Source organism: Trichloromonas sp., assembly GCF_041583255.1.
GTDB lineage: Bacteria > Desulfobacterota > Desulfuromonadia > Desulfuromonadales > Trichloromonadaceae > Trichloromonas.
Genome location: NZ_JBFHGD010000016.1, coordinates 1 through 12,856 on the forward strand (window position 1 = coordinate 1; position 12,856 = coordinate 12,856).

The following is a 12,856-nucleotide window of genomic DNA, read 5'->3' on the forward strand; positions in this document are numbered from 1 at the left end:
CCCGCCCCCAACTGAGGCTATAGTTCCAGCAGCATCTCCTCCGGTTCTTCAACCAGGGTTTTGACCCGCATCAGGAACTCGACCGCCTGGCGACCGTCGATCAGGCGATGGTCGTAGCTGAGGGCCAGGTTCATCATCGGCCTGATTACCACTGCGCCGTCGCGAACCACCGGCCGCTCCTGGATAGCGTGCATGCCGAGGATGGCGCTCTGCGGCGGGTTCAGCAGCGGGGTGCTGAGCAGCGAGCCGTAGGTCCCGCCGTTACTGATCGAAAACGTCCCCCCTTCCAATTCCGAAAGTTCGATGCGGCTGGCCGCTGCCCGTTCGGCGAAATCGCCGATGGTCTGCTCCAGTTCGGAAAAATCCTTGTGGTCGGCATCGCGAATGACTGGTACCAGCAGGCCTTTTGCCGCGGAGACGGCAATGCCGATGTCGTAGAAGTGCTGGTAGACAATGTCGTTGCCGTCGATGCGGGCGTTGACCTCGGGGAACTCTTTCAACGCCTCGGCGCAGGCCTTGATGAAAAAGGACATGATGCCGAGCTTGACCCCGTGGCGCGCTTTGAAGCTGTCGCGGTGCCGGCGCCGCAGATCCATGATCCGGCTCAGGTCGGCTTCGTTGAAGGTGGTGGCCATGGCGGTCTGCTGCCGGACGGCCAGCAGGCGTTCGGCGATTTTGCGCCGGATCGGGCTCATGGCCTTGCGGGTGGTGCGTTGATCCGATTCCGGCGCTGAGGTTGTCTTCGCCGGCGCCGCAGGCGGAGTCTGGGCAGCTGGTGCCGGCGGGGGCACAACGGCCGGCTTGGCGGCAGCAGCCGGTTTGGCGGTGGGCTTTGGCTCATCCTTTGCCGGTTTTTTTACGGATTTCTCGGCCGCCGCTTTCGGCGGTTTCGTTTTTTCCGGGGGCGGGCTGGCTTCGGCTGCGTTGCCGGCGCTTTCGGCCAGGATGGCGATCACCGCCCCGACCCGCACCGTTTCCCCTTCTGCCGCCTTGAGCGACAGGGTGCCGGCGGCTTCGGCGTGAATCTCCAGGGTGATCTTGTCGGTTTCCACTTCGCAGAGCAGGTCTTCTTTGGCGACGCTGTCCCCTTCCTGCTTGTGCCACTTGGCAATGGTCGCCTCGTATATCGATTCACCGACCTCGGGGATTTTGATTTCCATAGTGATCACTCCGCTTTGCGCTGGGGGTTGCTGCCGAGCGCCAGGTCAAGGATCGCCTGCTGCTCGTGCTGATGGGTTTTGTGGGAACCGACGGCCGGCGAGGCCGCTTCGTCCCGGCCGATATACTCTGGCTCGCGACCGAGGATGTTGCTGAGCTGGGGACGCAGATGGTTCCAGGCCCCGCCGTTTTGCGGTTCCTCCTGAACCCAGGCGAAGGTTTCGGCCTTGGCCCAGGGTTTGAGGATGGCGGCCAGTTTGGCGGCGGCCAGCGGGTAGAGCTGTTCGATCCGCACCAGGGCGATCTCGTTTTGCGGTTTTTCCTCCAGCCGCTCCCGCAGGTCGTAATAAATCCGGCCGCTGCACAGCAGCACCCTGCGGACTTTTTTCGGGGCTTCGTGCGTGGTCAGCACTTCCTCGAACCGGCCTTTTGCAAAATCGTCGAGCCGGGAGCGGCACAGGGGGTGGCGCAGCAGTCCCTTGGGGGTGAAGACGATCAGCGGCCTGCGGAAGGCCTGGCGCACCTGGCGCCGCAGCAGATGAAAGAGTTGGGCCGGGGTCGACGGGTTGACGACGATGAGGTTGCGATGGGCGCAGAGCTGCAGGTAGCGCTCGATGCGGGCGCTCGAGTGTTCCGGGCCCTGGCCCTCGAAACCGTGGGGGAGCAGCATCACCAGGCCGCTGGCCCGATCCCACTTGGCGCCGCTGCTGGCGATGAACTGGTCGATGATGACCTGGGCGCCGTTGGCGAAATCGCCGAACTGGGCTTCCCACAGGGTGAGTCCGTCGGGCGTTTCCAGCGAGTAGCCGTAGTCGAAGCCGAGCACTGCCGCTTCCGACAGGAGGCTGTTGTAAATGTGCAGCCGGGCCTCGCCTCTGGCCGCATCGGCGAGGGGGAAGGCCGGTTTGCCGGTTGCGCTGTCGATCAGGGCGGCATGGCGGTGGTTGAAAGTGCCGCGCCGGCAGTCCTGTCCCGACAAGCGGATACTCACGCCATCATGCAGCAGGCTGGCAAAAGCCAGGGCTTCGCCGCCGCCCCAGTCGATGCCGTCGCCGCTTTCGATGGCCTGCCGGCGGTTCTCCATCAGCTTGGCGATTTTCGGGTGGGGGGTGAAGCCTTGCGGGAGGGCGGTCACCAGCCGTCCAAGTTCGATCAGGGTTTTTTTGGCCACTGCGGTATCGACCGGCTCATCCGAAGTGTCGCGGTCGATATCCTGCCACTTGCCCTGGAATCCCTGGTCGACCGTCTTCTCTTCGGAATCCAGGGCGAGTTCCAGGCAGCTGTCGACGGCGGCCGTCATCTCTTCGAACTGCTGCCGGCTCAGCCCTTCCTGTTCGAGTTGGGCGGCATACAGCTCGTGGACCGACGGCCGGTTGCGGATCGCCTCGTACATCAGCGGCTGGGTGAAAAAGGGTTCGTCCCCCTCGTTGTGGCCGTGACGGCGGTAGCAGATCAGCTCGACCACCACGTCGCGGCCGAACTGCTGCCGGTAGTCGAAGGCCAGCTCGATGGCGAACAGGGCCGCCTCGGGGTCTTCGCCGTGGACGTGGAAAATCGGCACCGACAGCATCTTGGCCACGTCGGTGGCGTAACGGGTGGAGCGGGCGTCGGTCGGCAGGGTGGTGAAGCCGATCTGGTTGTTGACCACGACGTGCACAGTCCCCCCGGTCCGGTAGCCGTCGAGTTGTGAAAGATTGAGGGTTTCGCTGACCAGCCCCTGGCCGGCGAAGGCGGCATCGCCGTGCAGCAGCACCGGCAGCACCCGCCCGTGCCCCGCCTCGCCGTACCCGTCCTGGCGGGCCCGGCATTTGCCTTCGACCACCGGGTCGACCGCTTCGAGGTGGCTCGGGTTGGAGGCCAGAGTCAGGTGGATGCGGTGACCGCCGGGCGTCTCGATCTCGGTGGAAAAGCCCTTGTGGTATTTCACGTCCCCTTCGCCGACCACGGCGTATTCGAGGTTGTCCTCGAACTCGCCGAAAATGGTCGCATACGGCTTGTTGAACAGGTTGGTCAGCACGTTCAGCCGGCCGCGGTGGGGCATGCCGAGGATCAGGTCGGTGATGCCTCCGGCGGCGGCCAGGCTCACCAGGTGGTCGAGAAGCGGCATGAGGGTTTCTGCGCCTTCGAGGGAAAAACGCTTCTGGCCGAGAAACTTTTTGTGCAGAAAGGCTTCGAACTGGGCCGCCGCGCTCAATTTCCAGAGGATGCGGGTTTTTTGCTCAAAGCTGAAAGCAGGGCGGTTGCGTACCGGTTCCATGCGCTCCTTGAGCCACTGGCGCTCATGCGGATCCTGGATGTGCATGAACTCGACGCCGAGGAAGCGGCAGTAGGTCTGCTGCAAAATGTCGACGATCTCCCGCAGGGTGCCGCCGGGCTGGACGAAGTTGCGGGTCGCGAAGGGGGTGTCGAGGTCGGCTTCGCTCAGGCCGAACGCCGCCAGCTCGAGCAGCGGATGGGAGACCGGGCAGGGGGCCAGGGGGTCGGTGCAGGCCAGCAGGTGGCCGATGTCGCGGTAGCGGTAGATCAGTGACTGCACCGCCGACTGCTTGAAGGCTGTCTCAGCGGCAGCGGCAGCCGGCGCGGCCTGGCAGCCGAGTTCGAAGCCGGCAAAGTATGCCTGCCAGGTCGGCGGGACGCTGCGCGGATCCTGCTGCCATTTCTGGTAGAGAGCGTCAAGATACTCCGGGCCGATGTTGCCTTCAAAGCTCACGCGATAACTTTCTCTGCAAGGTTGGGGGGGAGGAGCGCTATGGCCGATCTATTCTATCCAAATGATTGGAAGTATAACAAACGGAATTTACAGGCGCAAATCCGCCCGTCATGAAAACGTCCCCGCCCTGGTCGATCCGGATGCCGGCCCCCGGGAGATGCCGTTTGTCATGGTTTCTGCACGGGTTGAAACTTGATTTAGGGACGCACTGCTGGCAGCCGGATCAGCCGGGTTGTCGGCGATGTGCATGGGCGTCCAGCTGAAAAAACCAACAAAATTGAATGAGATGAGATTAGCCATGACCGGCGCCGAGTTTGTGGAAAAGCTTGAAAGCGAACGGCAGAACCGCCATTAAATTCATCACGTGGCGGCGGATCGAAAACGATCATCGATTATGAGCTGATCGAAACCTTCATCGGCAGGGTAGACCGGAAGCAGGTTTTCGCCGGCTACGAGCTGCTTGATATGGAACAGCTGTGGACTCTGCTGAAAATGCAGGCGCCATAGCGGGTAAAACGCGAGGAGCGGCAGCACAATGAGGTGATTGTCAGGAGTCATCATGCCAGGCAGGGCGAGGTGAATGAAGAGGGCTGCCCGCTTATTCCCAGGTCACTGAGGACGATTATGGGTGTGGAACCTCGCGGCAATCGGGTTGACTGATGAAGTCGTCAGCTGCCGGTCCGCGTGCTCTCGGCCACCAGCGGCAGCTTGTTGAGCCGGGCCGATTTCTCCAGCGCACCGGCAACCCGGATCTTGATGGGGCCGTTCAGGACCGCTTGCGGCAGGTTGCCGGTCAGCTCGAAGCTGCCGTCCTGCCAGCACAGGGCATCGGCCAGCGCAATGATAATGAGTTGCGTGAGGGCGGTTTCGAGGGATTTGCGCTCGAACACCTTTTCTGCGAGTAAATCGGCGGTAAAGTGAACGCCCCGCCGCTTGCTGTCTTCCAGCAGGGTCTGCATGCGGTTCAGATCGAGGCAGCCGATGCCGGTGAGAAATTCACCGATCCGTTCGCCGGCCTGGGTGGAGGTGACGAAGATAACGTCGCCGTCATTGAAATAAAACTTTTTTTCAACGATTCCCTGTGCCACCCGAAGAACGCCCGATTTCTTGCGGGCTTCGATTCCGGCAACGATTTCCTGCAGCGGCATGAGTTCCAGATCGCCAGCAACCATCGAGGGTATTCGCTTTCCTTGAGTGGATTTGGGCCGGGCAGCCGGGGCGGCTCCCCCTGCGTTTATGGTTATATCATCCTAACGGAGGGGCCGGCAAGGACTTCCGTAAATTTCAGTCGCCGTGGCTTTCAAGGTAGCGTTCGGCCTGCAGGGCGGCCATGCAGCCGGTGCCGGCGGCGGTGATGGCCTGGCGAAAGTGCGGATCCTGCACGTCGCCCGCGGCAAAGACCCCCGCGATGCTGGTTTCGGTGCCGTTGCGGGTGGCCAGGTAGCCGTCCTTGTCCAGTTCGAGCTGGTCTTTGAACAGGGCTGTGTTGGGTGTATGGCCGATGGCGATGAAGAGGCCGTCGCAGGTCAGGTCCTCTTCCTTGCCGCTGGGCAGGTGGCGCAGGCGGACGCCGTGAACCCCCTTGGCGGAATCGCCGAGGATGGCGGTAACCTGGGTTTCCCAGCGGAAACCGATTTTTTCATTTTCCCGCACCCGCTGCTCCAGTGCCGCCGAGGCCCGCAGGCTGTCACGGCGATGGACGACGGTCACTTTCGCGGCGAAACGGGTCAAAAACGAGGCCTCTTCCATGGCCGTATCCCCGCCGCCGACGACCACCACATGCTTGTCCCGGTAGAAAAAGCCGTCGCAGGTGGCGCACACCGATACCCCCCGGCCGTAGAGTTCCCACTCGTTGGGCAGCCCCAGCATGCGCGGGGAGGCCCCGGTGGCGATAATCAGGGTGCGGCATTGCAGCAGCTTCTCGTCGAGCCACAGCTTGAAGGGCGCTTTGCCCAGTTCGACCCGGGTCACCTCGCCGTCGACGAACTCGGTTCCGAAGCGGCGGGCCTGGTCTTCCATCTGCTGCATCAGTTCGGGGCCGTCGACCCCTTCGGCGAAGCCGGGGAAATTATCGACCTTGGTGGTGGTGGTGAGCTGGCCGCCGGGCTGGCCGCCGGCGATCAGCAGCGGGCAGCAGCTGCTGCGGGCGGCGTAAATGGCGGCGGTGAGGCCGGCCGGTCCGGAGCCGAGGATGATAGTGTCGTGGATGTTATCGGTTGCTGGCATGTTGTGACTCCTCGAATTGTTCTTCGGCATGGTAGGAGGAGCGGACCAGCGGACCCGACTCGACGTGGGCAAAGCCGAGTCGGCGCCCTTGCTCCTTGAATTCGGCAAATTCCTCCGGGGGAACGTAACGCAGCACCTCGTGGTGGCGACGGGTCGGGGCCAGGTATTGGCCGATGGTCAGCAGCGAGCAGCCGTTTTTACGCAGGTCGGTCATGACCGCCGAGACTTCGCTGCGCGTTTCCCCCATCCCCAGCATGATCCCCGATTTCAATTGCAGATCAGGCTGCCGGCGGCGCGCTTCGGCGAGCAGGGCCAGGGAGCGGCGGTAGTCGGCGCCCTGGCGGACGACGGGGTAGAGGCGCGGAACCGTCTCGATGTTGTGGCCGAGGATGTCCGGACCGCTTTCAAGGATGACGGCGAGGGCGTCAATGCTGCCGGCAAGGTCGGGGATCAGCAGTTCGACCCGGCAGTCCGGGGCTTGCTGGCGGATTGCCTCGACCAGGCGGGCAAACTGGCCGGCACCGCCGTCAGCCAGGTCGTCGCGGGTCACCGAGGTGATGACGGCATGCTTGAGCCCGAGTTCGGCGATGGCGGCGGCCACTTTTTCCGGCTCGTTTCTATCGACGGCTTCGGGACAGCCGTCAGCGACATTGCAGAAGGCGCAGTGGCGGGTGCAGATATTGCCTAGAATCATGAAGGTGGCGGTGCCGCGGCTCCAGCACTCCCCCTGATTGGGGCAGGCGGCGCTGCGGCAGACCGAGTGCAGCCCCTGGTCGCGGTGGAAGCGGTCGATGCGGGCGAATTTGGGCCCGCCGGGGATGCGGACCTTGAGCCAGTCAGGCTTGCGGATTCTGGGGGACGTCATAAGCTCCTGCATGCTGTAAATCAAAGACGGCGGCAAACGAACGAATCAGCTGTTCAGTTACCGAGGTGACTGCCGCCTGACGCCCCAGCAGTTGGGTCATCGAGGTCATGCGGACGTCGGGCAAACCGCAGGGGATCAGGTTGGCAAAGCCGTCGAGGTCGCTGTCGATATTCAGGGCGAAGCCGTGCCAGCTGATCCAGTGCCGTACGGCGACGCCGATGGAGGCGACCTTGCACCCGTCCACCCAGACTCCGGTGTGGTCGGGGTGTCTCGAGGCCGGCAGGTCGAAGGCGGCCAGAGTGTCGATCAGAACCCTTTCCAGGCAACGCAGGTAGCGGTGCAGGTCACGGTTCACCAGGTCGAGATGGAGGATCGGGTAACCGACCAGCTGTCCCGGCCCATGGTAGGTCACATCACCGCCCCGGCTGACCGGCAGGCAGTCGATGCCGCGGGCGGCCAGTTCCGCCGGTGGGCACAGCAGATGCTCCGGGCGGGCCGAGCGGCCCAGGGTGATGACCGGATCGTGCTCGAGCAGCACCAGCCATTCGTCACTCCCCTGGCGCCGTTTCTCCAGCAGGTTCTGCTGCAGCTGCAGGCCGTCAGGGTAGCTCAGCCGGCCGGGGTGGAGGGTGCGCAGGATTCGCCCCGGCCGCCAGCCCGCTTCAGCGTCTTGTGCGGTGTGTTGTGTCGGGCCATTCTGGGTCATTGTGCTGCCAAGGAGGTGCGGCTAGTTCTCCCAGTGGATGCAGGCTACCGGGCAGGCGTCGATGGCCTCCTGGATAACGTCTTCGCTGGTGCCGAGGGGATCGTAGACCTCGGCCACCCCCTCGGTGTTCATGCGAAAGACGTCGGGGACGGTATCAGCGCAGAGGTTGCAGCAGATGCAGGCATCCTGGTCGACGAAAAGTTTTCGGGACATGGCGGACTCCCTGTCAGGCGGGCTCGAAATCGTCCTTGCCGGCACCGCAGACCGGGCAGACCCAGTCGTCGGGCAGGTCGGCAAAGGCTGTTCCGGCGACGATGCTGCCGGCGGAATCACCTTCGGCGGGATCGTACACATAGTCACAGATCGTGCAGCGGTACTTTTCCATGTTCATCTCCTGACGGTGGAAGGGGGAGGGTTTGACGCCCCTTTATTCTAGTCGGTTTCCCGCTTCTGGCAAGTTGCGGATGGGGCGAGACAAGCAAAACGGCGGACCGGGCCCGCCCCGCCGTAACGCCCTTTCTTTTCGGTGGTCAGACCATGCCGATCAGGGTTTTTACGGTTTTTTCGATCCCCTCGGCGGCTTCGCTGATGCGCCCTGCCAGCATGTAGGCCGGGCTGGAAATGATCTTGTTGGCCTTGTCGATCACGCATTCGGTAACCGGACAGTTGACGTGCTCGGAGCCCATGGCTGTCAGCGCCTGGGCGGTCCCCTCGTCGGTGCCGATGGTCAGCTTGTGGTGCAGCTGCAGGTCACCGAGGACCTTCGACAGCAAGGCCGGGGCGATGCACACCGCGGCCAGCGGTTTTTTCGCTTCGACCGTTTCCCGCACCAGTCGGGCCACGTCCGGCTGCACCGTGCAGTCAGGGCCCTTGACGGCGAAATCGCAAAGATTCTTGGCGGCGCCGAATCCGCCGGGGAGGATCAGGGCGTCGAAGTCGGAGACCTTGACCTCCTTGATGTCGCGGATTTTGCCGCGAGCGATGCGGGCCGATTCAACCAGCACGTTGCGGCGCTCACCTTCGGCCACGCTGCCGCCGAGATGGTTGATCACGTGCATCTGGTCGATGTTCGGCGCCATGCAGACCGCCTCGGCGCCGGCCCGGTCGATCGCCAGCAGGGTGATGACCGCTTCATGGATTTCGCTGCCGTCGAAGACACCGCAGCCTGAAAGGATTACGCCAACCTTGGTCATGATCATTTCCTCCTTATCGGTTATTGAAAGGTCAGTCCAGAACGCGGAATGTCTCTGCGGGGGTCCCGGCGCTTCGCCGAGGCAGAATTCAAGAGTAGAAAAAGCTTGAAAAATGTCAAGCTGACGGCGGGATGATGTTATTTCGTTCGCTGCCGGTTCAGCCCCCTTTGGAGTAGATCACCGCCACCGCCCGGGTCGGGCCGTCGCCGGTGGCGACATAGCCATGGGGTTCGGACGAATCGTAATAGACCGAGTCGCCCGGGGCCATGGTCATCACCTGCTCGCCGTAGTGCAGTTCAAGGGCGCCTTCGATAAGAAAGAGAAATTCCTCCCCCTCGTGGCTGACCTGCAGTCCCTCGTAACATTGGCGAGGTTCGAATTCGACCAGGAACGGTTCCATGTTGCGGTGTTTCTTGCCGAAGGCCAGGGAGTGATAGGCATAGGGCTGGGGCGTCTCGTCCTGGGCCGGGCGGCGGTACATCCTCCGGCTCTCGCCGGCCCGGGTCAGGATGCATTTTTCATTATGCCCCTCTTCCTGAAAAAAGTGCTGCAGGCCGACCTTGAAGGCCTTGGCGATGCGCAGCAAGGTTCCCAGGGGGGGGATGACCTGCTCGTTTTCGATCTGCGACAGCAGGGGTTTCGAAAGGCCGGTGGCGTCAGCCAGGTCCTGCAGCGTCATGCGACGTTCCTGGCGCAAACGGCGGACTTTAAGGCCGATCTGCAGTTCCTTGACTTCCTCCCGGATGTTTTCCATGCCTTTACCTCGCTGTTTTTCTTAAATTTTTTACCTTGTGAGCTGGTCCAAGTCAAGGGATTTGTGGTTCGTGTCGCGAGCTGGCGGGGATAATTCGATTTCGCCTGATCGCCGGGTTGTGCTATTTTCAGTGGAGGAAAAATAATCAATCCTTCGACAGCGCTGGAACTTTATATGGGTAAAGCGGACAATAATTCATACCGGGCGGTTCTCTTCGACCTTGACGGCACTCTGCTCCAGGTTGAGATGAGACGCTTCATCCCGGCTTACTCGCGGGGGTTGGCGGCCTGCTTCGATGATGTCGCCGCGCCGAAACGGTTTGCCGATGTCCTGCTGCAGGCGACAGTTGCCCTGCTACGCCGGCAGGACGGATCGCAAAGCAACGAGGACTTCTTCCTCGCCATGATGGCCGATAGCTTGAACATCGATGCCGCGCTCTTTAACCTCCGGCTGCAGCGGTACTGCGAGGATGGTCTGCAGCAGCTTGCCAGCCTGGTGCAGCCGCACCCCCTGCCCCGAGAGATTCTCGAGCGGTGCCGTCTGGCCGGCCTGCGGGTGGTGCTGGCCACCAACCCGGTTTTTCCCCGCTCCGTTGTCGAGGCCCGGATGGATTGGGGGGGGCTGCTGGGTTATCCTTTCGAGCTGGTCACCTCGTACGAAAACAGCCGCTTCTGCAAGCCGCATCCGGGCTATTTTGCCGATATCCTCGATTGCCTGGGGCTTGGCCCCGACGAGTGCCTGATGATCGGCAACGATACCGAGCATGACCTGGCGGCCCGTCAGGCCGGGATCGCCACCTATCTGGTCGATACCTGGCTGGTCGATCGCTGCGCGGGTTCTTTTGCCACCGATTATCGCGGCGGACTCGACGACCTGTACCGGTTTGTCGGTGAGTTGGGAAACGCGGCTGAATCATTGACATGAAAGCCTTTATTCGCTAATCTGCCTGTATTCCATCGGGTTGCGGAAAGTTCAGGCTTCCCTCTACGGCCGGAGGGCCCGCGGAACCATTTGAATCCAAAGCTGGGGAGGAACCATGGCCAGACTTGTTGACAATCCTGATCTTGCCTTTCGTCTTGCCCGGGCGATCGTTTCTGACATCGCCCTGTATAACCAGGACAAGGTTAAGGAGGGGATCAAAAAAGACAATATTTTCGACCTCCTCGCGGAAGAGCTCGAAGAGGGACGGGAGCATTTTCGCACCCGGATATCTCCCGACATGGAGCAGTCTGAACACCTGTTCGACCGGGCGATTGTCGATGTCATGATCAAGCAGGCCGGCAAGATCGAAAGTCCGATCTGGTAAATGGTGAAAACCCATCAGTTTCTTTTTGAATTCGGTCGAGCCCCCGAGCGGCTCGACCGGTTTCTGGCCGACAGCCTGCCCGATCATTCCCGCTCTGCGCTGAAAAAAATCATTGATGACGGACGGGTGCTCCTGCAGGGAGTTCCGGCCAAAGCCAGCCTCAAACTGAAAGGCGGCGAACAGATTGAGGTTGCTGTTCCTGCTGCGATACCTGCCGAGGCGGTTCCCCAGGAAATCCCCCTTAATATCCTCTACGAAGATCGGCATCTGATCATCGTTGACAAGCCGGCCGGGCTGGTGGTACATCCGGCCCCCGGGCATCGTGCGGGAACGCTGGTCAATGCCCTGCTGCACCATTGCCAGGACCTGGCCGGGATCGGCGGCGAACTGCGGCCGGGCATTGTCCACCGCCTTGACAAGGATACCTCCGGGGTGATGGTCGCGACCAAAGACGACGCCACCCATCAGCATCTGGCCGCCCAGTTCAAGGTCCATTCGATCACCCGCCGCTACCTGGCCCTGGTGCACGGCACGCCGGAGACCAAGGCCGGAACCGTCGATGCCCCTATCGGCCGTCACCCCGTGCAGCGCAAGAAAATGAGCGCAAACAGCCGCAGCGGCCGGCGGGCGGTGACCCACTGGCGGGTGCTGCGGCGGTATGAGCAGGACCGGTTGTCGCTGGTCGAACTGACCCTCGAGACGGGGCGCACCCACCAGATCCGCGTTCACTTTTCGGAAATGGGGCTCCCCATCGTCGGTGACCCGGTATATGGCAGTTCCGGTCGGGCCAAGGCGCTGGCCGATCCGGACCTGCGGCGCAAAGTGCAGCAGCTGCATCGCCAAGCCCTGCATGCCCGGCTGTTGGGCTTTATTCACCCGCAAAGTGGTCAATATATGGAGTTTGAGAGTCCCCTGCCTGCCGATTTCAATGAAATCATCGGCTACCTTGACGAAAAATACCGGCAATAGCCTGAACCCGGCGTTTCGGGAACCCCCCGGGGCCGCTTGCATCTGGAGTGCTTATTCGCATATGAAACAGGTCAAACAAGGAAAAATCAGCTACCTGCAGCCGTCCTGGGGGGAATCCTCGGCGGTTCGCGCCGGCTTTACCACCCGCAACGGCGGGGTCAGTCGGCCCCCCTACAATTCGCTGAACCTCGGGTTCAATACCGACGACGCCCGCTACAACGTCGACGGCAACCGCTCGACCCTGACCCGGGCCTTCGATCTGCAGCCCCATCATTTGCTCACCGTCAAGCAGGTGCACGGCACCGATGTGCTGGTTCTCGATCAGCCCAACCCCGATCTCTCGCATTTTCTGAGTGTCGAATGCGATGCGGTGATCACCGATCAGCCGGGCATCATGGTCGGGGTGCTGGTGGCAGACTGCTACCCGGTACTCCTCTATTCTCCCGATAAAAAGGCGGCCGGGGTCGTTCATGTCGGCTGGCGCGGCGCGGCCGCCGGGATCCTGAACAAGGCGGTGCAGGCCATGCAGGCCAGCTTCGGCTGCGATCCGAACAATCTTTTGGCCGCCGTCGGTCCGGGGATCGGCGCCCACAAGTACGAAGTCGATCGCCAGGTGCGCGAGGCGTTTCGCCAGGGGAGCGGCCACTGGGAGGCGATTGCCGAGGAGGTGGCCCTGGGCAAGTGGCACCTCGACCTGAAAAAAAGCTGTCTGCTGCAACTGGAGGATGCCGGATTGCCGGCCGCCGGCCTGAGTGTCGCCGAAGAATGCACCTGCTGCCATCGGGAATCGCTTTTTTCCTATCGGCGTGACGGCGGCAAGACCGGTCGCCAGCTCGGCTTTGTCATTCTGGGATGAAAAAATAGTTCAGCATGAGCCGGTTTTGCGCCGGCTCATGCCCCCCCACCACAGGTGATTTCCCTACAGCCGAATACACAGTTTCCCGCGTTGTGCTCCCCCGCTAGTTTATA

The 12,856-nt window shown here is 62.2% G+C and carries 14 protein-coding genes; 4 read left to right on the forward strand and 10 right to left on the reverse strand.

The features are described from left to right. Positions 1 to 17 precede the first annotated feature (17 nt). The 10 genes from sucB to ABYV89_RS02510 all read right to left on the reverse strand — a co-directional run bounded on the left by sucB (position 18) and on the right by ABYV89_RS02510 (position 9,612). Positions 18 to 1,160, reverse strand: coding sequence for a dihydrolipoyllysine-residue succinyltransferase (gene sucB / locus ABYV89_RS02465; RefSeq protein ID WP_432821339.1), 1,143 nt, complete (start codon positions 1,158 to 1,160; stop codon positions 18 to 20). 5 nt (positions 1,161 to 1,165) lie between these two features. Further along, positions 1,166 to 3,868: a 2-oxoglutarate dehydrogenase E1 component gene (locus ABYV89_RS02470; RefSeq protein ID WP_432821340.1), complete on the reverse strand. Its 2,703-nt coding sequence runs from the start codon at positions 3,866 to 3,868 to the stop codon at positions 1,166 to 1,168. A gap of 668 nt (positions 3,869 to 4,536) precedes the next feature. Further along, positions 4,537 to 5,040 (reverse strand): DUF4388 domain-containing protein, encoded by a 504-nt coding sequence (locus tag ABYV89_RS02475; protein WP_432821341.1) that lies wholly within the window; start codon positions 5,038 to 5,040, stop codon positions 4,537 to 4,539. Positions 5,041 to 5,152: 112 nt separating this feature from the next. Next, positions 5,153 to 6,094: a thioredoxin-disulfide reductase gene (gene trxB / locus ABYV89_RS02480; protein ID WP_432821342.1), complete on the reverse strand. Its 942-nt coding sequence runs from the start codon at positions 6,092 to 6,094 to the stop codon at positions 5,153 to 5,155. Next, the gene (lipA, locus tag ABYV89_RS02485; protein WP_432821343.1) at positions 6,078 to 6,959 is read right to left on the reverse strand and encodes a lipoyl synthase; all 882 of its coding nucleotides are present in this window, start codon (positions 6,957 to 6,959) and stop codon (positions 6,078 to 6,080) included. Before lipA ends, trxB begins: the two co-directional genes overlap by 17 nt. Continuing rightward, positions 6,931 to 7,665: a lipoyl(octanoyl) transferase LipB gene (gene lipB / locus ABYV89_RS02490; RefSeq protein ID WP_432821344.1), complete on the reverse strand. Its 735-nt coding sequence runs from the start codon at positions 7,663 to 7,665 to the stop codon at positions 6,931 to 6,933. The genes lipA and lipB overlap by 29 nt, the downstream gene beginning before the upstream one ends. 21 nt (positions 7,666 to 7,686) lie before the next feature. After that, positions 7,687 to 7,878, reverse strand: coding sequence for a ferredoxin (locus tag ABYV89_RS02495; protein ID WP_432821345.1), 192 nt, complete (start codon positions 7,876 to 7,878; stop codon positions 7,687 to 7,689). Between the two features lie 13 nt (positions 7,879 to 7,891). After that, the gene (gene rd, locus ABYV89_RS02500) at positions 7,892 to 8,050 is read right to left on the reverse strand and encodes a rubredoxin (protein WP_432821346.1); all 159 of its coding nucleotides are present in this window, start codon (positions 8,048 to 8,050) and stop codon (positions 7,892 to 7,894) included. A 145-nt stretch (positions 8,051 to 8,195) separates the two neighbouring features. After that, a complete protein-coding gene (gene elbB, locus ABYV89_RS02505) occupies positions 8,196 to 8,858 on the reverse strand; it encodes an isoprenoid biosynthesis glyoxalase ElbB (protein ID WP_432821347.1) in 663 nt (220 codons plus the stop codon). Between the two features lie 157 nt (positions 8,859 to 9,015). Further along, on the reverse strand, positions 9,016 to 9,612 hold the full coding sequence (locus ABYV89_RS02510) for a helix-turn-helix domain-containing protein (protein WP_432821348.1): 597 nt from the start codon (positions 9,610 to 9,612) through the stop codon (positions 9,016 to 9,018). A 174-nt stretch (positions 9,613 to 9,786) separates the two neighbouring features. Here ABYV89_RS02510 and ABYV89_RS02515 point away from each other — a divergent pair, with 174 nt between their 5' ends. From ABYV89_RS02515 to pgeF, 4 genes are all read left to right on the forward strand, one after another. After that, entirely contained in the window at positions 9,787 to 10,536 is a 750-nt protein-coding gene (locus tag ABYV89_RS02515; protein WP_432821349.1) for an HAD family hydrolase, read from the forward strand. Positions 10,537 to 10,648: 112 nt separating this feature from the next. Next, positions 10,649 to 10,918, forward strand: coding sequence for a hypothetical protein (locus tag ABYV89_RS02520; RefSeq protein WP_432821350.1), 270 nt, complete (start codon positions 10,649 to 10,651; stop codon positions 10,916 to 10,918). Then, the gene (locus ABYV89_RS02525; protein ID WP_432821351.1) at positions 10,919 to 11,887 is read left to right on the forward strand and encodes an RluA family pseudouridine synthase; all 969 of its coding nucleotides are present in this window, start codon (positions 10,919 to 10,921) and stop codon (positions 11,885 to 11,887) included. A 61-nt stretch (positions 11,888 to 11,948) separates the two neighbouring features. Next, positions 11,949 to 12,743, forward strand: coding sequence for a peptidoglycan editing factor PgeF (pgeF, locus tag ABYV89_RS02530; RefSeq protein ID WP_432821352.1), 795 nt, complete (start codon positions 11,949 to 11,951; stop codon positions 12,741 to 12,743). The last annotated feature ends 113 nt before the right edge of the window (positions 12,744 to 12,856 follow it).